At 65.1% G+C, this 25,811-nt stretch carries 18 protein-coding genes; 14 read left to right on the forward strand and 4 right to left on the reverse strand.

The genetic code is table 11. The annotated features are described in order from the left end of the window. Positions 1-85 precede the first annotated feature (85 nt). Positions 86-2,455: a methyl-accepting chemotaxis protein gene (locus RGUI_RS14250; RefSeq protein WP_081534070.1), complete on the forward strand. Its 2,370-nt coding sequence runs from the start codon at positions 86-88 to the stop codon at positions 2,453-2,455. Between the two features lie 19 nt (positions 2,456-2,474). Here RGUI_RS14250 and serB read toward each other — a convergent pair whose 3' ends face one another. From serB to RGUI_RS14270, 4 genes are all read right to left on the reverse strand, one after another. Beyond that, positions 2,475-3,344, reverse strand: coding sequence for a phosphoserine phosphatase SerB (gene serB, locus RGUI_RS14255; RefSeq protein ID WP_081534073.1), 870 nt, complete (start codon positions 3,342-3,344; stop codon positions 2,475-2,477). A gap of 147 nt (positions 3,345-3,491) precedes the next feature. Continuing rightward, positions 3,492-4,253 carry a VPLPA-CTERM sorting domain-containing protein gene (locus RGUI_RS14260; protein WP_081534076.1) on the reverse strand — a complete coding sequence of 254 codons (762 nt, stop codon included), beginning with the start codon at positions 4,251-4,253 and terminating at the stop codon, positions 3,492-3,494. Positions 4,254-4,301: 48 nt separating this feature from the next. Beyond that, entirely contained in the window at positions 4,302-8,732 is a 4,431-nt protein-coding gene (locus tag RGUI_RS14265) for an ExeM/NucH family extracellular endonuclease (RefSeq protein ID WP_081534079.1), read from the reverse strand. 480 nt (positions 8,733-9,212) lie between these two features. Continuing rightward, a complete protein-coding gene (locus RGUI_RS14270) occupies positions 9,213-10,382 on the reverse strand; it encodes a class I SAM-dependent methyltransferase (RefSeq protein ID WP_172841153.1) in 1,170 nt (389 codons plus the stop codon). Positions 10,383-10,573: 191 nt separating this feature from the next. Between RGUI_RS14270 and tssA the strand changes: the two genes are divergently transcribed. From tssA to tagH, 13 genes are all read left to right on the forward strand, one after another. Further along, entirely contained in the window at positions 10,574-11,593 is a 1,020-nt protein-coding gene (tssA, locus tag RGUI_RS14275; protein ID WP_081534085.1) for a type VI secretion system protein TssA, read from the forward strand. 57 nt (positions 11,594-11,650) lie between these two features. Further along, entirely contained in the window at positions 11,651-12,160 is a 510-nt protein-coding gene (gene tssB / locus RGUI_RS14280) for a type VI secretion system contractile sheath small subunit (protein ID WP_081536101.1), read from the forward strand. 4 nt (positions 12,161-12,164) lie between these two features. Further along, the gene (gene tssC, locus RGUI_RS14285) at positions 12,165-13,658 is read left to right on the forward strand and encodes a type VI secretion system contractile sheath large subunit (protein ID WP_081534088.1); all 1,494 of its coding nucleotides are present in this window, start codon (positions 12,165-12,167) and stop codon (positions 13,656-13,658) included. Between the two features lie 89 nt (positions 13,659-13,747). Next, on the forward strand, positions 13,748-14,233 hold the full coding sequence (locus tag RGUI_RS14290) for a type VI secretion system tube protein Hcp (RefSeq protein WP_081534091.1): 486 nt from the start codon (positions 13,748-13,750) through the stop codon (positions 14,231-14,233). Between the two features lie 104 nt (positions 14,234-14,337). Beyond that, positions 14,338-15,189, forward strand: a complete 852-nt coding sequence (locus RGUI_RS14295) for a type VI secretion system accessory protein TagJ (protein WP_081534094.1) — start codon at positions 14,338-14,340, stop codon at positions 15,187-15,189. After that, positions 15,182-15,679: a type VI secretion system baseplate subunit TssE gene (gene tssE / locus RGUI_RS14300; RefSeq protein ID WP_081534097.1), complete on the forward strand. Its 498-nt coding sequence runs from the start codon at positions 15,182-15,184 to the stop codon at positions 15,677-15,679. The genes RGUI_RS14295 and tssE overlap by 8 nt, the downstream gene beginning before the upstream one ends. Positions 15,680-15,684: 5 nt before the next feature. After that, entirely contained in the window at positions 15,685-17,562 is a 1,878-nt protein-coding gene (gene tssF, locus RGUI_RS14305) for a type VI secretion system baseplate subunit TssF (RefSeq protein ID WP_081534100.1), read from the forward strand. Beyond that, on the forward strand, positions 17,526-18,578 hold the full coding sequence (gene tssG, locus RGUI_RS14310) for a type VI secretion system baseplate subunit TssG (protein WP_081534102.1): 1,053 nt from the start codon (positions 17,526-17,528) through the stop codon (positions 18,576-18,578). The genes tssF and tssG overlap by 37 nt, the downstream gene beginning before the upstream one ends. Before the next feature lie 12 nt (positions 18,579-18,590). After that, positions 18,591-21,302 carry a type VI secretion system ATPase TssH gene (gene tssH, locus RGUI_RS14315; protein WP_081534104.1) on the forward strand — a complete coding sequence of 904 codons (2,712 nt, stop codon included), beginning with the start codon at positions 18,591-18,593 and terminating at the stop codon, positions 21,300-21,302. A 63-nt stretch (positions 21,303-21,365) separates the two neighbouring features. Continuing rightward, positions 21,366-23,474 (forward strand): type VI secretion system Vgr family protein, encoded by a 2,109-nt coding sequence (locus RGUI_RS14320; protein ID WP_081534106.1) that lies wholly within the window; start codon positions 21,366-21,368, stop codon positions 23,472-23,474. Positions 23,475-23,484: 10 nt separating this feature from the next. Beyond that, complete coding sequence (locus tag RGUI_RS14325; RefSeq protein WP_081534108.1) at positions 23,485-24,090, forward strand: hypothetical protein; 606 nt, start codon at positions 23,485-23,487, stop codon at positions 24,088-24,090. Positions 24,091-24,111: 21 nt separating this feature from the next. Next, on the forward strand, positions 24,112-24,387 hold the full coding sequence (locus tag RGUI_RS14330; protein ID WP_253798435.1) for a PAAR domain-containing protein: 276 nt from the start codon (positions 24,112-24,114) through the stop codon (positions 24,385-24,387). 6 nt (positions 24,388-24,393) lie between these two features. Next, complete coding sequence (gene tagH / locus RGUI_RS14335; RefSeq protein WP_081534114.1) at positions 24,394-25,809, forward strand: type VI secretion system-associated FHA domain protein TagH; 1,416 nt, start codon at positions 24,394-24,396, stop codon at positions 25,807-25,809. Positions 25,810-25,811: the final 2 nt, after the last annotated feature.

The raw sequence follows: 25,811 nt of genomic DNA on the forward strand, positions 1-25,811 counted from the left end.
GGTGCCAGATTCACCGTTCACGGCGGTACTCCTGCGGCGTGTGCCGCGGCGCCCATCGTGACTGCTGCCCGTTCGAGGACCCGACATGCTGAAACGACTCCTGCAGATGCCGATCAGCCGCCGCCTTCCGATGATTACCCTTTTGATGGTGGGGATCATGGCCCTGATGGGCGCGGTCCTGTACCAGCGCGCCTATCACCACGAGATCGAGTCGGTCCGGGAAAACATCGCCTTCGTGGCGCAGGATCAGGCCGCGCGCGTTGAGGAGTGGTACGAGACGACCGCCCGCGATCTGGTGCTGCAGGCGTCAATCCCATCGACGGCCAGCGCGGTGCGGAAGCTTCGCATGGCAGTCAGCAGCGACAAGGGCATGGACAAGGCCAAGCTGGCCTATACCACCGACAATCCCCATCCGCTGGGTGCGCGGCAGAACCTGGACAAGGCCGAGGATGGATCGGTCTATTCGGCCACGCATGAATTGCTGCACCCGCGGTTCCGCAAGGTGTTCGAGCTTTTCGGGTACTACGACATCTTCCTGTTCGATCCCAAGGGCAACCTGCTTTACACCGTCGTGAAGGAGGCCGACTTCGGCGAGAACTTCAAGACCGGCCCCTATGCCGAAACGGGCCTGGGCGTGGTCTTCCGCGGCGCGCTGGATGCAGAGCCCGGCACCGTCGCCACCGCCGATTTCGAACCCTACGCCCCCAGTGCCGGAGTGCCGGCGGCCTTCCTTGCAACGCCGATCTTCGACGAACGCGGCACGCGGGTCGGTGTCATGGCGGTGCAGTTGTCGGTGGAGGCGCTGTCGGCCAATCTGGCGGCGGCTTCGATCCTCGGCAAGAAGGGCGACATGTACCTTGTGGGCGATGACGGGCGGGCGCGCACCCGCTCTCGCTTCGACGGGCGGTTTGCGGAATTCGACAGCCTTTCGGACGTGTCCTATATCGCTGATCTGCGGCGCGGGATCACAGGGCCGCAGTTCGGTGTGGCGGGCGTCACCGGGGCGAAAAGCATCGTCCACACCCAGCCCATCGACTTCGACTGGGGCAAGTGGACGCTTGCCCTTGAACTGGACCAGAAGGAACATCTGGCGGGCCTGATGGCGTTCCGCAACGGTGTGATGGTCTTCGTCGGTATCGGCCTCGTGCTGGGCATGGGGCTGGGCATGTCGTCGTCGCGCAGCATCACCGGGCCGCTGGCCAGTGTCATCGCCTCGATCGAGGAGGTGGCGAAGGGCAACTATCACGCCGATATCGAGGTCGCCGACCGGTTGGATGAAATCGGCCTTCTGGGCCGCTGCATACAGGATTTCCGCGACAAGCTGGCCGCCGCCGAGGAGGGCGAGGCCAAGCGCGAGCGGGACCGGAATGCGCAGGAAATGGTGACGTCGAAACTGGGCGACGCGATGAAGGGGCTGGCCGAGGGCGACCTGACCGTCACGCTGGAAGACAAGTTCCCCTATGGGTTCGAGCCGATCCGGGAAAACTACAACCGGACGATCACGACCGTGCGCGACATGCTGTTGGCGGTCGTCGAGAACGCTACCGAAATTCATGTCCGGGCCGAGGAAATCTCCTCCTCCTCCGACGACCTGTCCCACCGGACCGAGAACCAGGCCGCGACGCTGGAGGAAACCACCGCGGCGCTGGACGAGTTGACCGGATCGGTGAAATCGGCCGCCGAAAATGCGGATGGCGTGGAAAAGGTGGTTCAGCAGGCCCGGCGCGAGGCCGAGGACAGCGGCCGCGTCGTGACCGAGGCCGTGGGCGCGATGGCCGAGATCCAGCAATCCTCCGAAGAGATTTCCCGCGTCACCGGCGTGATCGACGACATCGCCTTCCAGACCAACCTTCTGGCGCTGAATGCCGGGGTGGAGGCCGCGCGCGCAGGCGAGGCCGGCCGAGGCTTTGCCGTCGTGGCATCGGAAGTGCGGTCGCTGGCCCAGCATTCGTCGGACGCGGCCAAGGAGATCAAGCAGTTCATCGACAAAAGCTCGGACCATGTCGAAAAGGGCGTCGACCTTGTCAACCGGGCGGGCGCGGCGCTGCAACATATCGTGGAACGTGTCGCCAACATCTCTGACCTTGTCAGCGAGATCGCTTCGGGCGCGCGGGACCAGTCGATCGGGATCGGCGAGATCAACACAGGCATGACCCAGCTTGACCAGGTCACCCAGCAAAACGCCGCCATGGTCGAGGAAGCCACCGCCGCCAGCCTGACGCTGAAGCAGGAAGTGGAAAGCCTGCGCAATCAGGTCGCCCGGTTCCGGCTCAGCAAGTCGGACGCGGCCTTCGTGCCCAGCCGCGCCACGGCTGCGCCGGTCGCCCCCAAGGCCGCCCCGGCCGCGCCGAAGGCTGCGCCGATGGCCGAGGAGGTCGCACCGCGCCGGGTTGCCGCGGGCGGTGGCGGCGCGGCGCTGGCGGTTTCCGACCCGGCCGGGTGGCAGGATTTCTGATCCTGCCGGCCCTCGGGTCTCAGGCCGCGAAGGCGTCTCGCGGATAGCCCTGAAGATAAAGAAGCGCGGTCAGGTCTCCGTGGTTGATCCGGATATCGCACTGAGCCGCGACCGAGGGCTTGGCGTGCAGCGCCACCCCGGCCCCGGCCAGCCCCAACATGCCAAGATCGTTCGCCCCGTCGCCCACGGCCATCACCTGCGCCATCGTCAGCCCGCGCTCGCCCGCGACGCGCTGCAAGGCCTCGACCTTCGCCTCGCGGCCGAGGATCGGTTCGGACACCTTTCCCGTCAGCTTGCCGTCTGCCACCAACAGCGTGTTGGCCTGATGGGCGTCAAAGCCGAGCGTTTCCGCCACCCGTGCCGCGAAATTCGTGAACCCGCCTGAGACCAGCAGGCAATAGCCGCCGTTGGCCTTCATCGTCGCGATCAGGGCGCGACCGCCGGGCATGAAGGTGATGCGGTTGTCCAGCACCTTGTCGATCACCGCGGCATCCAGCCCTTCCAACAGACCCACGCGTTCGCGCAGGGCGCCCTCGAACCCCAACTCCCCATTCATCGCGCGCGCGGTGATGTCGGCCACGCGGGGGCCGACCCCGGCCTCGTCGGCCAGTTCGTCGATGCATTCCTGCTGAATCATGGTGGAATCCATGTCGGCGATCAGCATCGCCTTGCGCCGCCCCTCGGCCGGTTGCGCGACAAGATCGACGCCAAGGGCCTGCATGTCCTCCCAGACCTGCCAGAAATTGCCCGGCACGGTTTCGACCTCGAATTCGGCGACCTCGTCGGGGGCCAGCCAAAGCGCGGTGCCCCCGCCCCACGCGTTGCGCAGCGATTCGACCAGCGAAGGCTCCACCCGGCCGGGCGGCGCGATAAGGGAAACAACGTGCATCTTGGGGGCTCTCCTGCCGGATGGTGCGGACGCGATGCCTTTAACCACGGGCCGGAACGAAGGGCCAGAGCCGGGACCAGTGCCGTTCAACGAAAACGCCGCGATGCAGGCAAAGGCATCGCGACGCACTCAGGTGTCGTGCAGCACTCAGCGGCGACGGCGCAGCAGCATCAGGCCGCCCATGCCGACGACCATCAGGGGCAGCGTCGTGGGCAGGGGCACGGGGTTGGGTTGAACCGCCGTCACATCGACCACGCTCATGTAGGCGCGCGCATCCGACAGGAAGGTGGAGTCGAAGAGATCGGCATAATCCGCGAACCCTTCTGCCCCCGCTTCCAGTGCGACCGACAGCGTTTCCGCCCCGGCAATGGTGCGCTGGAACTGGACGCTGCCGGTGGCCCCCGGCACGCTGTCCGTGTCATAGGTGACGTCGGCCTCGGTGCCGCCGGCATCGGGGGCAAAGCTGTCGGCGTCGCCGGTGCCGGAGGACACCACGAACCCGGCCGAGGCAAAGCCGTTGCCGGCGACGTCGAAATCGACCAGCCAGCGCGCCTGATACGTCACGACGATGGCCGCCGGGCCGTTATTGGTGATCGACAGCACGCTTGTCGTGGCGGCCGATGCAAAGGCGAAATCGCCGAAGGTGGCGTCGCCCTCGGCGAAGTTCCACGCCTCGAAGATGTCGGGCTCTCCGACGATGTCCGCCAGATCGCCGCTGTCGAGCACCGAGGGGCTCAGCGCCGCCGGGTCGGCGACGGCAAAGGCAAAGGCATCGCCCAGAGAGTCGGTCGTTTCGTCGAAAACCGAGCCCGAAATCGCGTAGGTCGCATCGATGCCGCTGGCTGCGGCGGCCACCGGCAGGGCGGCCAAAAGGGCCACCGCGGCGCCGCGTGTGAGTGCGTTCTTCATTCGCTTGTCCTTTCCAATAGTCAACATGAGAGACAGGTGGCCCGGGTCTCAGGCCATCAGCTCGAACTCGTCCACAAAGGTAATCTGATCGAGATCGCTCACGCCGTGAATGACGATCCGGTCGCCGTCGCCATCCATGGTCAGGTAGACCCCGCTGGAGCCGACCCGCACAAGGGTCTCGTCGAAGGTCCCGCCGTCAAGGAAGATGGCATCCTCGCCCGGCGTGTAATCGAGGATCTGGGCGATCCCGCGGGTGCCGTCGGTGAAGACCGTGGCATCGAAGATGAAGACGTCCGCGTCGTCATAGCCGGTGGCGTATTCGCTGCGCATCTGGTCGCCGAAGCTGATATGATCGACCCCATCGGTGCCCTTCAGGCGGTCGCGGCTGCCCTCGCCGATGATGATGTTCGCCTGCGGTGCGTCGCTTTCGAGGTTCAGCCCCACCAGCACCGGATCGTGATCGGAACTGCGCGCGCCAGAATCTCCGTCGAAGAAGGCCGCATCCTCGTAGTCGAGATTGTAGTCGAGGAAGACCGGCTCATCGCCGTTGATGTGCCATTCCGCGGCCCCGGTGACCTGGCTTGCCAGCGTCTCGCTGGAGAAGGCGTGGTCGAGCGCGCCCTGTTCCCCGTAATAGGTATAGCCATAGTCATCGGCCCCGCCGCCGACCTCGTGGGTGTAGCCCGCATCCACCAGCGCGTCGATGGGCGCCTCTTGTCCGTAGGAGTTCAGGTCGCCAAGGATCAGCACATCGCTGTCGCCGGTGCCGGTCGGGTCGCTCTCCATCCACGCGGCCACTTCGTTCGCGGCATCGGTGCGCGCGGCATTCCAGAAGCCCTGCCCGTCGCCCTGATCGTAGTTGCCATCGGCGATCAGCGCGTCGATATCGGCCTGGGTGATCAACGTGCCGCCGCCGTCGACATAGGCCTGCGCATCCAGCACGACGTCTTCGAGGTTGGAGTCGCCCTTGGACTTGAAGTGGTTGCTGACCACCGTGAAAACCGCCCCGTCCGCGGTTTCAAAGCTGGCCGCGACGGAGGGGCGGTTGCGCTGGTAATCGCCCAGCTTGTCGTCATCGGAGGCCACCTGGTTCAGGACCTCGGCCAGGGCATAGGTTGTCTGGGCCGAGGCTTCCTCGAACACGAGCACATCGTTGCCGATCTCGGTCACCGCGTCGTTGCGGTAGATCATGCCGGTGGTGATGGCGTCGGTGCCGATCAGGCCCTGCGCATCGCCCGAGGCAAGGGTGAAATCGACAAAGCTCCACACCGCGTCGCCCTCGGCGGTATTGAGGGCCGCGACGAGCGTGGCGATGGCCGAGTCCGTGCCGAAGCCGCCGTTTTCAAGCTCCTGAAGCGCGACCACCTCGGCCTCCAGCTCAAGGATGCCGGTGACCAGCTTTTCAAGCTGACGGTCGACCTCTGCCGTGCTGTCGGCGCCGCGCGGGTCGTGCCCGCCAAGCGTCGTGTTGCCGTTTTCGTCGATCGTGGTGAAGAAGTTCAGAACGTTGAAGGACGCCACCTGCAGCGTGCCGCCGACATCGGGCAGGTCGGGGCGGTCGTTGGTGCCCTCGACCGGGGTCAGCGCGCCGCCATCGGGCCCGTCGAAATCGTACTGCACGCGCCAGTCGCCATAGGCGTAATCCAGCGCGCCGGTGATGCTTTCGAATTCGGCACCGATGCGCAGGGTCGGGCCCGCGGCGTCCTCGATGTCATAGGCCCCGTCGACCAGGCCGGTTTCGTCGCCATCGTCGATCAGGACCTTCACGTCGCGGTTCTGAACGTTGGACCCGTCATCGATGGTGATCCGCTCGTCCGCGTTGCGGGCGGCCAGGTCGGCGACGGCATCGGGGTCGGTCTGCGGGTCGATGACCTGCGTGGGGTTCATGTTGACCTCTTGGGCCACCTCGATCTCGCCATAGCGGCCAAGGCCATAGTTCTCGGTCACCGAGATCGTGCCGGTCAGCGGGTCGCTGGCGTCCTCGACAACCGCGACATACATGCCCTCGAAGACTTCCATCTCGGCATCGGTGAAGGTCGGGTCGACAAAGGCCGCGGTGATCGACGTGGCGTCGTTGCCGGTATCGGTGACATAGGTCGCGCTGATCTCGGTATTGCCGTAGTCCTCGATCATCGTGCCGGTCACGGTCACGATGTCATAGACCTGCGGCAACAGGGCGCCGCTCCACCGCACGAAGACACCGTCAGAGGTCGTGTCGTCCCCGTCGCCGGTCTGGTCGGTGCCGTCCTGATCGGCGTAGGCGCCGTCCTGGATGAAGAAACCGCCGATCTCGTCGTCCGCCATGAAGACGGCGGTGACGACCCCGCGGATGGTGAATTCTTCGCCCGTGTCCTCGAACGGCGAGGAGAAGCCAGAGCCCTGAAGCGTGCCGATGGCGGTCACCTCAGGCTCCGGCGCGGTGGCAAAGCCCGGCGTGCCAAGGTCGCCGTCGCCGTAAGGCACGGTCGAGACGGCCCAGTTGGCGCCGATGGCATTGTCGATTTCGGGGTCGATCAGGAACATCGACGCGCCGGTCGGATCGGGGAATTCCGGCCCGCCATCATATTCGACGCGATCGATTTCGGTGCCCGCCGCATCGGTGATGACGATCTCGTCGTCGCCATTGGCCAGGAAGAAGCCCGAATAGACATAGTCGACGTCGACGCCGCCATTGGTCGCCGTGTCGCCGTTGATCCCGAAGACAAGGTAATCGCCCACCTCGACGACCAGCGACCCGCTTACCGTGAAGCTGTCGGCCCCGTTGTCCGAGAAGACATAGCCGTCGAGATCGACCGCCGCCGATCCGGCGTTGAAGATTTCGAACCATTCGCCGGCGGTATCGCTGACGGCGCTGGGGTTCTGCATGATCTCGGTGATCACCAGGTTGGCAACCGTCGCTTGCAGGGTCGGGTTAATATTGCCGAGGCTGTCGACGATGGCGGTCGGGTCGGTGTCGAACGCCGACGGGTCGATTGTGTCACCGGCGGCGTCGAAGACCACTGTGTCGCCGGGCGCGTTCACCGCGTACCAGTCGCCGCGAGAGGCGTCGCGGAACACCAGTTGCGGCTCTGCCCCGGTATAGGCGATGGCGGTGCCGTCAAGGGCGGTATCGTCGGCATAGTTGACATCCGCGTCGGTCACGCTGTCGGAAATGCCGACCGCATCCAGAATGGTGCCGAAGGCGGACAGGTCATCCACCGTGCCGTCATCATCGGTGTCGATGTCTGTGCGGCCGGTCTGACCGGTGAAGCTATCGGTCAGGATGTAGGTGAAGGACGGGTTTTCAAGGTCGGCGACATCGACGGTGGCAAGCCCGTTGGCGTCGAACGTGCCGGTAACGTTCTCGGCGCGGTCGACCAGACCGTTGATCCCGTCATTCTCGACCGAGACAAGCCACAGGTCGAAACTGGCCCCGGCCTCGCCCGACAACTCGACCGTTTGTGTCGACGGGTCGGAGCCGGCGGGGTTGGGGTGGAATTCCGAAAACAGCGCGGCCAGCGGTTGGTTGTCGCCGAGGGTCGGGTTGATCGCGCCGAAGCTGTCGACAATGGCGGTCGGGTCGGTGTTGAATTCCGCCGGGTCGATGGTGTCACCGGCGGCGTCGAAGACCACGGTGTCGCCGGGCGCGTTCACCGCGTACCAGTCGCCGCGAGAGGCGTCGCGGAAGACCAGTTGCGGCTCGGCCCCGGTATAGGCGATGGCGGTGCCGTCAAGGGCGGTATCGTCGGCATAGTTCACGTCCGCATCGGCCACGCTGTCGCAAATGCCGACCGCATCCAGAATGGAGCCGAAGGCGGACAGGTCATCCACCGTGCCGTCATCATCGGTGTCGATGTCGGTGCGGCCGGTCTGGCCGGTGAAGCTATCGGTCAGGATGTAGGTGAAGGACGGGTTTTCAAGGTCGGCGACATCGACGGTGGCAAGCCCGTTGGAGTCGAACGTGCCGGTGACGTTCTCGGCCCGGTCCACCAGACCGTTGATCCCGTCATTCTCGACCGAGACAAGCCACAGGTCGAAACCGGCCCCGGCCTCGCCCGACAGCTCGACCGTTTGCGTCGACGGGTCGGAACCGGCGGGGTTGGGGTGGAATTCCGAAATCAGCGCGGCGAGCGTGTCCGTCGCCTCTGGCGCCGGGATGTCGAGAAACAGATCGCTGAACCACGCAATGCCGTCATCCACGCTGGGGGCGGCCGTATCGCCAAGCGTAAGCGTCAGCAGGGACGTGAACGACGGGGCCGCGGGCGCATCGGTCGATGCAAGGGCCAGCGCGGCAACGCTCGTGTCGCTTTCGGCCCCGTCAGCGTCTGCGGGCGCGGTCTCTTCGGTGTCGGTGCCGGCCGACAGGCTTTCGACGGCCAAGGGTGCAACCGGCGTGCCGGCCACCGCGCCGGTCTCATCGGACACGACGTCGCCGAAGGTCAGGCCCAGGGCGTTGCCGGGCAGGGCCGCGCCGGTGAAAAGGGTCTTTTCAATGCTCATTGCGATGTACTCCTGTTCTTGGAAACCGATGTTGGACAGTGTCCGGATGCGTTCTGGTGGCGGCCCTGTCCGCTAGTTCATGCGCGGCAGGGGGAGATGTCTTTGGGGCGATTGTCTCGAAAGGTTCGGGCGCAAACGGGGGATGGCGGCGGGCAAGGCCCCCGTGCGCCGATCGTCAACGGCGGGGCGGATCGCGGTGCGCGCTGTGCCACCCGGCACGGTGCCCCTGCACCATGTCTGCGTCACGAAGCGGGATTGTCGGGAAAGTCGGTCATGCATGCGGTCGGGGCGGGCGGCCCGCTGCCCGCACAAACACAGCAACGACGCGCCCAAACGGTCCGCGATCCGCAGGTCCACGTTCCCAGCCCCCATTTACCCTGACCCCATGGTTAAGGTCGCATTGTTACAGTTCGACGACAGTTGCCTGTCGCGCCCTGGAATATCAGGCGCGGGATGTCGCCCGGCCCCCGCCCCGTCCGGTCAGACGCTGTCGTCTTCCAGCGGATGGCGCCAGCGCAGTGTCGGCTCGAACCCGCGGCGGCGAGAGGCCTCGATCAGCGGGTCCCAGATCAAGGGCACGTTGGCCCCGGCCTGAAGGGGCACATCGGTGCCGATCAGTTCCGCCGCCCGGCGCAAGCGGGCAGCCCCTGCCGCGTCGCTGCCGGTCAGCCACAGATCGGCGGTGACATTGGCGCAGTTGTTGCGCTCTGCCCGGGCGACGAAGGTGCGGTAGGGGGCGATCAGCAACGTGCCCTCTGGCACGCTGTCGAGAATGTGCTGCTCCATCTGCGCCAGAAGGGCATCGTCGCGGATCGGACGGAAGAAGTAGAGCACGTCGAAATTGTGATAGCCGTCCCATGTCAGCGCATCGCCCGGGATCGCCCGGCAGCGGTCATGGGGCAGCCCGCGAAACAGCTTGGCGGCCAGTTTCGCATAGCCGGGGTCGTATTCCAGCCCGGCGCAGCGGTCGAAATAGGGCGCGGCCGAGATCACCTTCAGCCCCGCGCCGCAGCCGACATCCAGAAACTGCGTCGGCTGACCGGGTTTGAGCACGCACATGCAGCGGCGTGCGGCATGCACCAGCCGCAGAAAGCGGCTTTGCGGCAGGGGGATATCGCGATGGCAGCCATGGGCCCGCGCGTCCTCGTCCTGCTCAAGCGGGTTGAGCAGGGTATGCAGGTCGGCAAACAGCACGTCGCCGACGGTTTCGCGGGTGATCACGGTGCCGGGCAGTTTCTCATAGGTTTCGATCAGCGGCAGCCGGCGCTGCTTGACCTGCGGGCGCAGCATGCTTTCCACATGCGTCCACTTGTTGAGATCCAGCCGCAATTGGTTGATCGGCATGGCCAGCGCCGCCCAGGCCCGGTGCATGGCCGCCTGCGCCTCGGGGATGTTGCCCGCCGCGGCAAGGTCGGCGCTGCGCATCCGGCCGCTTTCGCCTATCAGCCGGTGGCCGGCATGGACGACGTGGTTGGTCTCCAGAAGGATATGGTTCAGGCGCGACCGGTCGGGGATACGTGCTGGCGCCAGAAGGGCCGTCATCTCGGTGACATTGGTCGAAAGCGCGTTGCGGACGCGGTCCATGCGTTCGCGCATCTCGGCCGCCCCGGCCGTGCCTTGCTCAGGCGGCATCACTCCAGCCCCGATCATGCAACTCCCCCGTTCTGGTGGTCGGTCCGGCCCGCATGACGACCCGGCCCCCTGATGGGAGGGCGAACGGTCCTCTTGTGTCAATCGTAAATTTCTATTAACGGAAAAGGTTTTTCCTGTTCGTGCTAGACGCGGGCAAAGCGTAATCCTAAGGTAATTTCAGGGAAGGGATTCGACCTCAGGTTTGCAGAATGTCCATTGTTGACAACCTCAAAGCGTTTTCTGAGAACGCACCTAGCGGTGCCGATCCGGAATACGATCAGGATTTTCAGGCGCTGGAACGGGCGGCCAAGCCCGGCGAGGAAAAGCAGGCGGGGACCGAAATCCTTGCCGCCGAAGACCCCGATTTCCGCGATGTTGCCAAGCGGGCCGAGGAGATCCTCGGCCGCTGTCACGACCTGCGCGTGGCGGTCTATTTCACCCATGCCGCCGGGATGACCCGGGGCTTTCCGGGGCTGGCGGAGGGGACGTCTTACATCCGCGGCGTGCTGGAACAGTTCTGGGACACATGCCACCCCGAACTCGACCCCGACGATCCCGACGACATGGCGCTGTTCCGGGTGAACACGCTGCGCGGGCTGGTCGTCGGCGAAACGGTGATGCGCGCGGTGCGCGAGGCGCCGATGACCCTGTCGAATGCCTTTGGCCGTGTCACCCTGCGCGATATCGAGGTCGCCGATGGGGAGCGCGAGGCGCCCGAGGGCGTGGACCTGATCACCGACCCGGCCGCGATTTCAGCGGCCTTTCAGGACACCGATGCCGATGAACTGTCGGCCATCGCAGCCGCCGCCCGGCAGGCGCTGGAAGATGTGCGCGCGATCGAGGCGGTCTTTGACGAGAAGGTGCCGGGGCAGGGGCCCGACCTCTCGCCGCTGGCCAAGCTGATCTACAAGGCGGTGCACCGTCTGAACGAGGCAACGGGGGGAGATCCAGCCGATATGCCCGAACCGGAGGAGGGAGGGGATGCCGCGCCGGCCGCTGCAAATGCGCCCGCGGCCATTCCCGGCACCATCAACTCGCCCGCGGATGTTCAGAAGGCGCTGGACCGTATTCTCGACTATTACCGCCGGCACGAACCGTCCAGCCCGCTGCCGATCCTGCTGGAACGGGCCAAGCGTCTGGTCGGGGCCGATTTCATCACCATCATGAAGGATCTGGCGCCGCGCGGCGTCGAGAACGTCTACCTCATCGGGGGTATCGAGGACGAATAATCGTCGGGGTGGCTGCAAGCAGCCGTCTGGAAACCCGGGCAATCAGTGGAGAAAACGATGGGAAGCTCACAGAAATTCATCGCGCGCAACCGCGCGCCTAGGGTCCAGATCGAATACGACGTGGAGCTTTACGGCGCCGAGAAGAAGGTTCAGCTGCCCTTTGTGATGGGTGTGATGGCCGATCTGGCCGGAAGTTCGGAAGTGCCGCAGCCCGGCATCGCCGACCGCAAGTTCCTTGAGATCGACGTCGACAACTTCGACGACCGGATGAAGGCGATGAAGCCGCGGGCCAATTTCACCGTGCCGAACACGCTGACCGGCGAGGGCAACCTGGCCGTGGACATCACCTTCGAAAGCATGGACGATTTTTCCCCCGCCGCCATCGCCCGCAAGGTGGAGCCGCTGCGAGAGTTGCTGGAGGCGCGGGAGTCGCTGTCGAACCTCATGTCCTACATGGACGGCAAGCCGGGCGCCGAGGATTTGCTGACGCAGGCCATCAACAACCCCGAACTTCTGAAATCGCTGGCCGCCGCGGCCAAGCCGGACGAGACCGCGAGCGAGGAGTGATCGCATGGCCGAAGAAGCAACCGAAGCCCAAGGCGCCGCCGCCGCGGAACAACTGACGGAATCCGATTTTTCCGCACTGCTGCAAAAGGAATTCCGCCCGCGCACCGACTCCGCCCAGACCGCGATCGAAGGCGCGGTGAAGACGCTGGCGGCGCAGGCGCTGGAAAACGCCGCGCTGATCTCCGACGACTCGCTGAAATCGATCGAAAGCATGATTGCCGAGATCGACCGCAAGCTGAGCGAGCAGATGTCGGCGGTGCTGCACGCCGAGGAATTCCAGAAGATCGAAAGCGCGTGGCGCGGGCTGCATTATCTCGTCAACAACACCGAAACCGACGAGATGCTGAAGATCCGGGTGATGAATATCTCCAAGAAGGATCTTCACAAGACCCTGAAAAAGTTCAAGGGCGCGGCCTGGGACCAGTCCCCGCTGTTCAAGAAGCTCTATGAAGAGGAATACGGCCAGTTCGGGGGCGAACCCTATGGCTGTCTGGTGGGCGACTACCATTTCGACCAGTCGCCCGCGGATGTGGAGCTTCTGGGCGAGATTTCCAAGGTCGCGGCAGCCGCCCATGCGCCGTTCATCGCCGGTGCCGATCCGGCATTGATGAACTTCGACTCCTGGCAGGAAATGGCCAATCCGCGCGATCTGGCCAAGATCATGTCGACGCCGGACTATGCCGGCTGGAATGCCCTGCGCCAGAGCGAGGACAGCAAGTATATCGGTCTTGCGATGCCGCGCTTCCTGGGCCGCCTGCCCTATGGGGCAAAGTCCGAACCGGTCGAGGAATTCGGTTTCGAAGAGGCAACCGGCAACGCCGAGTCCGAGAACTTCACCTGGGTCAACGCCGCCTATGCGATGGCGGTCAACATCAACCGGTCGTTCAAGGAACACGGCTGGTGTTCGCGCATCCGGGGCATCGAATCCGGCGGTTCGGTCGAAGGGTTGCCGACCCACACCTTCCCCACCGACGATGGCGGGGTGGACATGAAATGCCCCACCGAAATCGCGATTTCCGACCGGCGTGAGGCGGAACTGGCCAAGCTGGGCCTGATGCCGCTGGTGCATCGCAAGAACACCAACATGGCCGCCTTCATCGGCGCGCAATCCCTGCACAAGCCAGAGGAGTACGATGACCCCGACGCCACGGCGAACGCCAATCTGGGCGCGCGCCTGCCGTATCTTTTCGCGACCTGCCGCTTTGCGCATTACCTGAAATGCATGGTCCGCGACAAGATCGGGTCGTTCAAGAGCAGGGACGACATGCAGCGCTGGCTGCAGAAATGGATCGAGCAGTATGTGGACTACACCGCCTCGGTGTCATCGGAGCAGGAAAAGGCGCGCAAGCCGCTCGCGGCGGCAGAGGTGGTGGTGCAAGAGGACGAGGCCAACCCGGGATATTACAAGGCCCAGTTCTTCCTGCGCCCGCATTACCAGCTGGAAGGTCTTTCGGTTTCGCTGCGGCTTGTGACCAAGCTGCCTTCCGAGAAGTCCTGACAGGGAACGTCCCGGGCGGGGAGGAGATCGCCCGGATCAAGCAACATCAAAGGTGGCAAGCCCGCCGCCGCATTTGAAGGAGAGGCGTTATGGCCGTAGACATGTTCCTCAATCTTGAGGGTGAGATCGAGGGTGAAGCCCAGGACAAGGAGCACGAGAAGGAGATCGACATCCTTGCATGGTCGTGGGGGGTCAGCCAGTCGGGGACCTTCCACCATGGCGGTGGCGGCGGCTCCGGCAAAGCCAATTTCCAGGACATTTCCTGCACGAAGTGGATCGACAAGTCCTCGGCGAAGCTGCTGGAATATTGCGCCAATGGCGACCACTTCAAGAAGGGCGTCCTGACCGTGCGCAAGGCCGGCAAGAAGCCGCTGGAATACATCATCTACACCCTGCACGATGTTCTGGTGACCTCGGTGTCCACCGGCGGGTCCGGCGGTGAGGACCGCCTGACCGAGAACGTGACCTTCAACTTCCGCGCGGTCGAGGTGAAATACACCGAGCAGAAGTCGGACGGCACCGCCGGCAAGCCGCAAGAATTCAAGTGGGATATCGCGGCGAACGCCCCGCTTTGATGATCTGACCGGGGCGGCGGCGGGCGTTAGCGCCTGCCACCGCCCGACCCGCTTTCCTGTCTGTCCCGACCGGGACCAATCCCGCATGCCGCCGGAGCTTTCCCGTGACCGCAGCCACCGCCGATGCCGAAGCCCTCGTCCGTACCGGAGACCTCGATGCGGGGCTTGCCGCCTTGCAGGATGCGGTGCGGGGCAATTCCTCCGACCCGAAGCTGCGGATCTTCCTGTTCCAACTGCTCTGCGTGAAGGGCGACTGGAACCGCGCCGTCACACAGTTGAAACTGTGTGCCCAGCTTGATGCCGCCGCCCTGCCCATGGCGCAGACCTATCGCGAGGGGATCATCTGCGAGGTGTTCCGCGAAAAGGTGTTCGCGGGGGAAAAACAACCGCTGGTTTTCGGGGAACCGCAGGACTGGATCGCGCTGATGATCCAGGCGCTGAGCCTTCAGGCCGCCGGCAACACCGCCGAGGCCGCCGCCCTTCGTGCGCGCGCCTTCGAGGATGCGCCCGCCAGCCGCGGCACGCTGAACGGCCACCCGTTCGAATGGATTGCCGATGCCGACATGCGGCTTGGCCCCGTGTTGGAGGCGGTGATCAACGGCAAGTATTACTGGCTGCCGTTCAACGCCATTCACCGCCTGCTGGCAGAACCGCCCACCGATCTGCGCGACACGGTCTGGACGCCCTGCAACCTGACGCTCCGCAACGGGGGGGAGTTCGTGGCGCTGATCCCGACCCGGTATGCGGGCACCGCATCCATTGGCACCGATGCCGAGAAGCTGTCGCGCGCAACCAACTGGGAGGACGCGGGGGCCGAGACCTTTATCGGGCGCGGTCAGCGTCTTCTGGCCACCGATGCGGGCGACACGCCGGTGATGGAACTGCGCGAATTGTTGATCGACGGCGACGGTGAACCCGCCGCAGAGACGACGCCCGAGGCGGCTGCCAATGGCTGACCGCCGTCTGCAGGAACGCTTGCAGCCATCGCTTCTGGACCGGCTGACCGACGATGCGCCGGGGGACCTGAAGGAAAAACGCGATGACCGCGTGATCGATGCGCGCCGCCTGCGCGACATCCTGCAACGGGATCTGAGCTGGCTGCTGAACACCTCCAACCTGCAAAGCGAGATCGACCCGGAGTTGTTCCCGCAGGCCTCTGTCTCCGTTGTCAATTACGGGATCGAGGAAGTGGCCGGGACCTATTCGACCGAACGTCGGGCGGTTCTGCTGCAGGACGCGATCGAGCAGGCGATCCAGGTTTATGAGCCGCGGATCCGGCGGGGCACCCTGTCGGTGCTTCTGCACAGCGAAGAGAACGCCCGCGAAACGCTGGTCACCTTCGATATCCGTGCCGACATGTGGGCCCAGCCGCTGCCGCAAAGCGTTTATCTGCGGTCCGAGGTGGACCTGACCACCGGGGCCGTGACGCTTGAGAGCACGGGGTAGGCGCGATGGATACCCGCCTTCTGCGCCACTACGAAGCCGAACTGACCTATCTGCGCGAGATGGGGGCAGAGTTCGCCGCAAGCTACCCCAAGATCGCGGCCCGCCTGGGGATGGAGGGGACCGACGTCCTTGACCCCTATGTCGAACGGTTGCTGGAGGGGGCGGCGTTCCTGGCGGCGCGGGTTCAGCTTGAGATGGACCTGCAATACCCCGCCTTCGCCAGCCATCTGTTCGAGATCGTCTATCCGCAATTCCTGGCCCCGATCCCGTCGACCATGATCACCCGGTTCACCCCGGACATGGCCAATGCCGCGCTGGCCGACGGGCATCTGCTGGCCCGCGGCACGCGGCTGAACGCCTTGCCGGTGGAAGGGTCCAGCACCCGCTGCGAATACCGGACCGCCCATGACGTCACGCTGTGGCCGGTGACCGTGACCGAGGTCGAATATATCGACGGGCGCGGTGCGCTGGTGGCCGCGGGTGTGGCCGGCGACAAGCCGGCGCGCGCGGGGCTACGGCTTCGGCTGCAACGTCATGGCGGCGCGCCGCTGTCGGAACTCAGCCTCGACACGCTGTCGCTGTTTCTCGCAGGGACCGAGAACACCGCCTGGGCGCTCTACGAGCTTTTGTGCAACGAAACCGTCGCGGTCGTCGGACGGTCGACCGACCGGCGCGCCGACTGGGTGCAGCCGCTGTCGGGGGCGGCCGCCGTGCCGCGCGGCTTTGATCGGGAGGAGGCGTTGCTGCCGACGCCGGAGCAGAGCTTTGACGGCTATCGGCTGTTGCAGGAATATTTCGCGCTGCCGCAACGCTATCGCTTTGTCGATCTGACGGGCCTTGCCCCCGCGCTTGGCCGGGCGGAAGGTGACACGGTCGATCTTTATGTCCTGCTGCGCGACGGCAATGCTTCGATCCGCGACTCGATCCAGCCGGAGAATTTCGCACTGCATTGCACGCCCGCGATCAACCTGTACGACCGCCGCTGCGACCGGGTTCCGATCTCTGTCCGGGATGTGGAACAGCATGTCATCGTCGACCGCACCGCGCCGCTGGACTATGAAATCTACGCGATCACCTCGGTCACCGGGATCAGCGCCGAGGGCGAGGACGACATCGATTTCCTGCCCTTCTTCGCAGAGCGGGAATTCACCCCGCTCGCCCGCTCGGGGCCAGCCTATTACACGCAGCGCCGCCGGATGCGCCAGCGCACCCAGAAGGAAAAGCAGCGCGGGCCGCGGGCGGATTACCTGGGGGCGGAACTCTATCTCGACCTTGTCGATGCGGCGCAGGCCCCCTATCCGGCGGGGCTGGTGCAGTTGGCGGTGCGCGCGCTGGTGACCAATCGCGACCTGCCGCTGTTGCTGTCGACCGGCGGTGTCGGGGTGTTTCAGCTTGCCGATGGCGGGCCGGTGTCGCAGATCGCGACGCCCATTCCGCCGACCAAGCCGCGCCCGGGCGTGGCCGATGGCGACACGGCTTGGCGGCTGATCTCGCAACTCAGCCTGAACTATCTGTCGCTGGTCGATACCGCGGGCGGGCAGGCGGCCGATGCCCTGCGCGAGTTGATCGGGGTTCACGCACCCGCGGGCGACCGGACCATCGAAAAGCAGCTTGAGGGCATCACCAGCGTGAAGGCGCATCCCAAGGTCCGCAGGCTGGCCGACGAGGTGCTGTCGACCGCCGTGCGCGGGCTGGAAATCGAGGTGACCTGCGACGAGGCGTTCTTCGAAGGCTCCAGCGTGTATCTGCTGGGCGCCGTGCTGGAACGGTTCTTCGCGAAATATGTCACCATGAACAGTTTCACCGAAACGGTGTTGTGTACCGAAACAAGGGGAGAAGTGGCCCGATGGCGTCCGAGGGCGGGGAAAGCGCGCCTGATCTGACGCATTACGCGCGATTCAGGGCCTCCCCGGAGAGTTATCACATCCTGTTTGCGCTCAGGCTTCTGGAGGCGGAACTGCAAAAGGGCCGGGCGCTCGGGCGGACAAGGCTGCCGGCGCAGGACCGCGTGCGCCTGGGCCAGGACCCCGAACTTGCGTTTCCGCGCACGACCATTTCGGGCTTTACCCCCGAAAAGGACGGCAAGCCGGCCGAGTTGCGGAACCTGTTCTTCGGGTTCTGGGGGCCGCACGGGCCCATGCCCCTGCACCTGACCGAATATGCCCGCGACCGGGCCAAGAACCACCGCGACAAGACGCTGGTGGCCTTCACCGACATGATCACCCACCGGATGCTGAGCCTGTTCTACCGGGCCTGGGCCGATGTGCAGCCCGCACCGGGGCTCGACCGTGGGCGGGGGCGGAGTTTCGAGCGGCGGGTGGCCGCGATCGCCGGGGTGGCCGAGCGGCGGATGCAGGATCGCGACGCGATGCCCGATCTGGCCAAGCGCTATTTCGCGGGGCTGATGGCGCAGGGCCCAAAGAATGCCGAGGGGCTGACACAGGTGCTGTCGGCGTTCTTCTCTGCCCCCGTGGCGGTGGAGGAGTTCGTCGGTTGCTGGCTGCCGCTGGAGCCTGACGACCGCTGGCAACTGGGTGAGGCGGCGCTGGGCCAGCGCACCGTTGTGGGCCGCCGGGTGTGGTCGCGCAGTTCCAAGATACGGATCAGGATCGGACCGCTGAGCCGCGCGGCGTATGAGCGCCTTCTGCCGGGCAGTGCCGCCCTTGATCGGCTGACCGCGCTGGTGCGCAACTATGCTGGCCCGGTTCTGGATTTCGACGTCAATCTCGTGCTGCGCGGGGACGAGGTTCCCGCGGCCCGCCTTGGCGGACAGACGCGGCTGGGCCAGACAAGCTGGCTTGGGCGGCGCCATGATAAAGGGGATGCCGGGGATCTGATCCTGACACCGCCCGAAGACCAGCGGCTGGCGGCGCATCACGGCGCCGCGGCCTTGACCTAAAGGAGGATCGTCATGTCGGAAATCAGCCGGGTCTCGCTTTTCGGCAAGCTCAACAGTCTGGGCTACAAGGCCATCGACGAGGCTACGGTGTTCTGCAAGTTGCGGCAGAACCCTTACGTCGAGTTGGTTCACTGGCTGTTCCAGATCGTGCAGCAGCCGGACAGCGACATGCACCGCATCATGGAGCATTACAAGCTGGACCCCTCGGTGCTGGCGAAAGACATGACCGCCGCGCTGGACAAGCTGCCCCGCGGCGCCACCGCGATCAGCGATCTGTCCGAACATATCGAGGACGCGGTGCAATGGGCGTGGCTTTACGGCTCGCTCCAGTTCAACACCAGCCATGTGCGCACCGGGCATCTGGTCATCGGCATGATGAAGACGCCCGCGCTGCGCAACATCCTGATCGGGATCAGCCGGGAGTTCGCCAAGATCAAGGTCGACGACCTGATCGAGAATTTCGCCGACATCACGGGCGGCTCGCCCGAGGACAGCCTGCGGGCGCAGGACGGCTCTTCCCTCGGGACCGAACCGGGGGCGGACAGCGGGGCGATGCCCTCGGCGCAACTGGGCAAGCAGGAGGCGCTGAAGCAGTTCTGCACCGACATGACCCAGCAGGCCCGCGACGGCAAGATTGACCATATCGTCGGGCGCGACGCGGAAATCCGGCAGATCGTCGATATCCTGATGCGGCGGCGGCAGAACAACCCGATCCTGACCGGGGAGGCCGGGGTCGGCAAGACCGCGGTGGTAGAAGGGTTCGCGATGCGCATCGCGCGCGGCGACGTCCCGCCCTCGCTCAAGGACGCGCGGCTGTTGTCGCTGGATGTCGGTCTTTTGCAGGCTGGCGCGTCGATGAAGGGGGAGTTCGAGAACCGCCTGCGGCAGGTGATCGAGGAGGTGCAGGCCAGCCCCGTGCCCATCGTGATGTTCGTGGATGAGACCCATACGCTGGTGGGGGCCGGTGGCGCGGCGGGCACGGGCGATGCGGCGAACCTGCTGAAACCGGCGCTGGCGCGCGGCACGCTCAGGACCATCGGCGCCACCACCTGGGCCGAATACAAGAAGCATATCGAGAAGGACCCGGCCCTGACCCGCCGCTTCCAGGTGGTGCAGGTGGAGGAACCGGCCCTCGACAAGGCGCTGTTGATGATGCGGGGTATCGCGTCCAGCCTTGAAGGGCACCACAAGGTGCAGGTGCTGGACGAGGGTTTGGAATCGGCGGTGAACCTGTCGGCGCGCTATATCCCCGCGCGGCAGTTGCCGGACAAGTCGGTCAGCGTGCTGGATACCGCCTGCGCGCGCGTTGCCGTCAGCCAGCACGCCGTGCCGGCCGAGGTCGACGATGCCCGCAAACGGATCGACGCGTACAATACCGAACTGGAGATCATCGCCCGCGACGAAAGCGCCGGGCAGGACGTGACCGCGCGGCGGGCAGAGATCGGCGAGGCGCTGGAAAAGGAACAGGCGCGACTGGACGCGTTGGAGGCGCGCTGGGGCCGCGAAAAGGACATCGTCACGGAAATCCTCGACCTGCGCGCCAAGCTGCGCGAGGGCGGCGCCCCGGTGGACAGCGAAGAAGCGGAAGGCGAGGAAGCCGCCGAAGCCTCTCCCATGACGGCGGAGGAGCGGGCCGAGGCCCTGGCCGCCTTGCGCGCCAAGAATGCGGAACTGGCAGAGATTCAGGACGAAGACCCGCTGATCCTGCCCATCGTCGATGCGCAGGCTGTGGCCAGCGTCGTGGGGGACTGGACGGGCATTCCGGTGGGGCGCATGGTCCGCAACGAATTGCAGACCGTGCTGGATCTGGAACAGCATCTGGCCCAGCGGGTGATCGGGCAGGACCATGCCATGCAGATGATCGCCAAGCGGATCCAGACCAGCCGCGCAGGCCTCGACAACCCCAACAAGCCCATCGGGGTGTTCATGCTGGCCGGGACATCCGGCGTGGGCAAGACGGAAACGGCGCTCGCCCTGGCCGAGGTTCTGTATGGGGGCGAACAGAACGTCATCACCATCAATATGAGCGAGTATCAGGAGGCGCACACGGTCAGCAGCCTGAAGGGCGCGCCGCCGGGCTATGTCGGCTATGGCGAGGGCGGTGTGCTGACCGAAGCGGTGCGGCGCAAGCCCTACTCGGTGGTGCTGCTGGACGAGGTGGAAAAGGCGCATCCCGACGTGCACGAGCTGTTCTTCCAGGTGTTCGACAAGGGCACGATGGAAGATGGCGAGGGCCGGGTGATCGACTTCAAGAACACGCTGATCCTGCTGACCTCGAATGTCGGGTCGGACCTGATCATGGACATGTGCGCCGACCCCGACCTGATGCCAGAGCCGGAGGGCATCGCCAAGGCCCTGCGTGAACCTTTGCTTAAGGTCTTTCCCGCGGCCCTGCTTGGCCGGCTTGTCACGATCCCCTACTATCCGCTCAGCCCGGAAATTCTGGGCGCGATCACCAGGTTGCAGCTTGGCAAGATCAAGAAGCGGGTGGAGGCCACGCACAAGGTGCCCTTTGCCTATTCCGACGCGGTGGTGGACACCATCGTGTCGCGCTGTCAGGAATTGGAGTCCGGGGGCCGTATGATCGACGCCATCGTGACCAACACCATGCTGCCCGATATCAGCCGCGAATTCCTGATGCGGATGATCGCGGGCGAGGAGGTGCAGCAAGTGGCCATCGACGTCACGGACGGTACCTTCACCTACGCCTTCGACGCGGCGTAGGGCCGGAAACGACCGCAGGCCCGGCCGCCCGGCCCGGCCTGCGCCCATGACAAGGAGCGGCCCATGCCCGACGTGACGCAACCGATGACCATGACAAGCGCCCTTGGCAAGGATGCGCTGCCTGTGGCGCTGCGGATGGTGGAAGGGTTCAGCACGCTCAGCGCCTTGCAGGTCGATTTCGTGCATCCCGACAAGGCGGTGAAGCTGGAAGACCTTGTCGGGACGGCGATCGGCGTCACGCTGCACCGCTCCGAAGGTCCGGGGAAGCAGTTTTCCGGCCATGTCATCACCGCCGAGGCGCTGGGCAGCCACAAGGGCAACGCGCTTTACACGCTGGAGGTGCGGCCCTGGCTGTGGTTCCTGAGCCGGACGATGGAATGCCGGATCTTCCAGGACAAGACGGCGATGGACATCATCACCGAGATCATCGGCGAATACGGGTTTTCAAGCCAGTTGCGCGACAGCACGAGCGAGAGCTTTCGCACCCGGGTGATCTGCGTGCAGTACCGGGAAACCGATCTCGACTTCGTCAGCCGCCTGATGGAGGAAGAAGGCATCTATTACTTCTTCGAACACGAGGGCAGCACGACGACCATGGTTCTGGCCGACGGGGCCGCGGCGCACAGCCCCATCCCGGCGACGCTGCCGCTGGAATTCAAGGATGTCGGCGTGAACATCCAGTCCGACCACGTCTATGCCTGGCAAGAGATGGAATTCGCCCCCTCGGGCAAGGTCACACTGCGCGACTATGATTTCGAGAAACCCAAGGCCGACCTGACCGCGGCCAAGACACTGCCCAAGGGCAAGCACAGCTTCAAGGACAAGGAAGTCTACGACTATCCCGGTCTTTACCGCGAAACCGGCGATGGTGACCGGTATGCCAAGATCAAGATCGAAGGCCGGGCATGGGAACACCGGACCTTCGTCGGTGCCACCAATGTTGCCACGGTGACCTGCGGCGGTACGCTGAAGATCGACCGCCACGACCGTACCGCGAAAAGTGATGAGTTCATCGTGATCGGCCTGACCCATATGGCCATCGCCTCTCGCGCGGTCGACCCGACCTATGACAGCGCGATCGGAGAGGGCCGCCGCATCCGGCGCGAGGGCATGGACCCCGAGGAAGACTATGTCGACGTGCAGATGAAGGCGCTCCCGAAGGACGTGCAGTATCGCCATCCGCAGACGACGCCGTGCCCGATTATCGCCGGCGTGCAAACCGCCATCGTCACCGGCCCCTCGGGCGAGGAGATCCACACCGACCAGTACGGCCGCATCCGCATCCAGTTCCACTGGGACCGGCTGGGCGGTTCCGACGAGACGTCGACCTGCTGGGTCCGGCACATGACGCCGTGGTCGGGCAAGAACTGGGGCATGATCCACATCCCCCGGATCGGGCAGGAGGTCGTGGTGCAGTTCGAGGAGGGCGATCCGGACCGGCCGCTGGTCGTGGGGATGCTCTACAATGCCGACACGATGCCGCCCTACGGGCTGGACGCCAACAAGACCCAGCAGGGGATCAAGACGAATTCGTCGAAAGGTGGCGGCGGATTCAACGAGTTGATGTTCGAGGACAAGAAGGGCGAGGAGCTTGTCCGCTTTCAGTCGGAAAAGGACTATCAGCAGATCGTCAAGAACGACGCCACCATCACCGTCGGGCTGGAGAAGAAGGACAAGGGCGACATGTCCCTCACCGTCCAGCACAACCTGACCGAACTGGTAAAGACAGGCAATCACCGCCATACGGTGGCGCAGGGCGATCAGACGCTGAAGGTCTCGCAGGGCAAGCAGACCGAGACGATCAAGAGCGACGTGAAATGGACGGTCGAGGAAGGCGATGTGACCCGCAAGGTGTCCATGGGCAGCGTCAAGGAAGATATCGACATGGGCGACCTGACGGTCGTGCTGGGCATGGGCAATGAGACGCGCACAATGAAGATGGGCGATTTCAGCCTGAAGACGAGCCTGGGCAAGATCAACCAGGAGGCGATGCAATCCATCGAGCTGAAATGCATGGGCAACTCGATCAAGATCGACCCGACGGGCATCACTATCAAGGGGATTATGGTCAAGATCGAGGGCACCGCGATGCTGGAAGCCAAGGCACCCATGAGTACGGTCAAGGGCGATGCGCTCCTGATCCTCAAGGGCGGCATGACGCTGATCAACTGAGGCGGGGCATATGTCAGACCGGTTTGCCAATCTCAAGAAGATCCCCGACCAGCCCGCGATGCGGCTGCTTGCAGCGGCCAACACCAAGCTGCAGACCAAGACGGAGCTGCCGGCCAGTGCCGGCGTGCCGGCCGTTCTGGCGGAACTGGAAAAGGCCGGCGCCTTCGTGGAGATGCTACGGCTGATGTCCGTGGCGCTTCCGGGGCGGGAACGGGTCTGGTGGGCCTGTCTGGCCGGGCGCGACATCATCGGCCCCGATGCGGCCGAGGTGCCCCTGACGCTGAGCACCGCCGAACACTGGGTGCGCCGCCCGGGCGATGAAACCCAGGCCGCGGTCAAGCAGGCGCTGGACGCCGCCGATACCGATGACGACCTGACGCTGTGCGCGATGACGGCGCTTTATGCCGATGGCACGCTTGGACCGGGCGAAATGAAAGAGATGTCGGCGCCGCCGGGCGGTGCCGCGGCGGCGGCCTTCGGGATGAATATCATGGCTTTGCAGAAACTCGGGCTGCCGATCCCCGAGGCGGCCGACGTTCTGATCGACCGCGCCCTTGACATTGCGCGTGGCGGCAATGGTAAGCCGAAGGGCGCAACAACGACGGCGGAGGGCTGAGACATGCCACCCCAGGCAAGAATGACCGACCCGCATACCGGCCCCTGTACCAAGGGCGCGCCGATGCCGATCCTGCCGCCATGTGCCGTGACCGTCCTGGTGTGCAATCTGCCGGCCGCGCGTGTGACGGACATGTCGATGTTCGTGCCGCCGCCCCCGCCGCCTTTTCCGCACCCGATCGTCAGGGGCTCCATGACGGTCATGATCCAGAAACTCCCGGCCGCGCGCATGGGCGATATGTGTTCCATGGGGGGCACGATCATCATGGGCGCCCCCACTGTCATTACAGGTGGCTGATACTGAATGTCCGTAGTTGTTAAGTTCCAGTCCACGGGGACCATGCCCGGCGACGCCCGTCCGGTGCCGATGGTCGGTAAATCGATGACCATCGGGCGAGGAGAAGACAACGATCTTGTCCTGCCCGACCCCGACAAGGTCGTGTCCAAGAACCACTGCACCATCGAGGACCAGAACGGCAATGTCGTGGTCATCGACTTTTCCACCAACGGAACCTTCCTGAACTATGGCAAGGTGCCTCTTGGCCTGACGCCGACACCGCTGAACGACGGGGATATCCTGTGCATCGGCAGCTATGAACTGGTGGTCGATCTGGCGTCCGAGGCTGCGCCCGGCCCGGGCGACCTGCCCCCGCTTGGCGAAACCCAGGTGTCCCCGGGCAAGGTCGATCCCTTCGGGGGCATCGCGGGGCCGAGCGACACCCAGGACAATGGCGATTTCCTTGACGATCTGCTGGGCGAAAGCCGGTCGCCGAAAGGCCATGGCAGCGTCACGCGCCCCGGTCTGGACGACGCGGGTGCCGGTGCTGACGGCCTGTTGCCGCCGCTTGATGCCGATGACCTGCTGGGCCCGTCGGCGATGCCGGACGGCCCGGCGATGTCGCAGCACAACCCCGCCACCAGCGATGCCTTCCGCCCGCCACAGCCGCAGGCGCCGCAAATCCCCGATGACTGGGACAATCTTCTCGACCCCGGGGCGGTGACGCGGCCGCCGCAGTCGACGCAGCCCCCCACGCCCGGCGACTGGCCCGGCCATGCGGACATGACCGCGCCCGGCTCACACTCCCTGCCGGTGACCGGGGCCACGCAAATGACCGGTGGGTCGTTGATGGAGACGTTCCTTGTTGCCGCCGACATGCCGGAACTGGCGGTCGCGCCCGAGGACGAATCCGTGGTCATGGCCCGTGTCGGCCGTATCTTCCGCATCTTCGTGGAAGGGGTGCGCGACGTGCTGCTGGCGCGCAGCGCCCTGAAATCGGAGTTCCGGATCGAGACGACGATGATCGCGGCGCAGGGCAACAGCCCGCTGAAATTCTCGATGACCCCGGACATGGCGATGGAGGGGATGCTCAAACCCTCCCGCGGGTTCCAGCCGCCCGAGGATGCGGCGAACGAGGCGCTGGACGATATCAAGGCGCACCAGATCGCGATGGTGACGGGGATGGAGGCCGCGCTGAAAGGCGTGCTGGCCCAGCTGTCGCCGGAGCAGCTTGAGACCAAGATCACCGATCCCGGCGGCATCGGCGCGATGTTCAAGGGCCGCAAGGCGCGCTACTGGGAAGCCTATGAACAGCTTTACGCCGATATCGCCCAGCAGGCCGAGACCGATTTCCAGGAGCTGTTCGCAAGGGAATTCGCCCGGGCCTATCAGGCGCAGTTGCAGCGGCTGAAGGCCGAGGCCCGAAACGGAGGCAGGCGCTAGAC

Origin of the sequence: Rhodovulum sp. P5 (assembly GCF_002079305.1) — a bacterium.
Classification (GTDB): Bacteria; Pseudomonadota; Alphaproteobacteria; order Rhodobacterales; family Rhodobacteraceae; genus Rhodovulum.

Coding starts and splice junctions, on each gene's coding strand:
- RGUI_RS14330 (WP_253798435.1), top strand. CDS start 24,112: ATGACCGACCCGCATACCGGCCCCTGTACCAAGGGCGCGCCGATGCCG.
- tssF (WP_081534100.1), top strand. CDS start 15,685: ATGGATACCCGCCTTCTGCGCCACTACGAAGCCGAACTGACCTATCTG.
- serB (WP_081534073.1), bottom strand. CDS start 3,344: ATGCACGTTGTTTCCCTTATCGCGCCGCCCGGCCGGGTGGAGCCTTCG.
- tssG (WP_081534102.1), top strand. CDS start 17,526: ATGGCGTCCGAGGGCGGGGAAAGCGCGCCTGATCTGACGCATTACGCG.
- tagH (WP_081534114.1), top strand. CDS start 24,394: ATGTCCGTAGTTGTTAAGTTCCAGTCCACGGGGACCATGCCCGGCGAC.
- RGUI_RS14250 (WP_081534070.1), top strand. CDS start 86: ATGCTGAAACGACTCCTGCAGATGCCGATCAGCCGCCGCCTTCCGATG.
- tssB (WP_081536101.1), top strand. CDS start 11,651: ATGGGAAGCTCACAGAAATTCATCGCGCGCAACCGCGCGCCTAGGGTC.
- tssA (WP_081534085.1), top strand. CDS start 10,574: ATGTCCATTGTTGACAACCTCAAAGCGTTTTCTGAGAACGCACCTAGC.
- tssH (WP_081534104.1), top strand. CDS start 18,591: ATGTCGGAAATCAGCCGGGTCTCGCTTTTCGGCAAGCTCAACAGTCTG.
- RGUI_RS14320 (WP_081534106.1), top strand. CDS start 21,366: ATGCCCGACGTGACGCAACCGATGACCATGACAAGCGCCCTTGGCAAG.
- RGUI_RS14270 (WP_172841153.1), bottom strand. CDS start 10,382: ATGATCGGGGCTGGAGTGATGCCGCCTGAGCAAGGCACGGCCGGGGCG.
- RGUI_RS14325 (WP_081534108.1), top strand. CDS start 23,485: ATGTCAGACCGGTTTGCCAATCTCAAGAAGATCCCCGACCAGCCCGCG.
- tssE (WP_081534097.1), top strand. CDS start 15,182: ATGGCTGACCGCCGTCTGCAGGAACGCTTGCAGCCATCGCTTCTGGAC.
- RGUI_RS14260 (WP_081534076.1), bottom strand. CDS start 4,253: ATGAAGAACGCACTCACACGCGGCGCCGCGGTGGCCCTTTTGGCCGCC.
- RGUI_RS14290 (WP_081534091.1), top strand. CDS start 13,748: ATGGCCGTAGACATGTTCCTCAATCTTGAGGGTGAGATCGAGGGTGAA.
- tssC (WP_081534088.1), top strand. CDS start 12,165: ATGGCCGAAGAAGCAACCGAAGCCCAAGGCGCCGCCGCCGCGGAACAA.
- RGUI_RS14265 (WP_081534079.1), bottom strand. CDS start 8,732: ATGAGCATTGAAAAGACCCTTTTCACCGGCGCGGCCCTGCCCGGCAAC.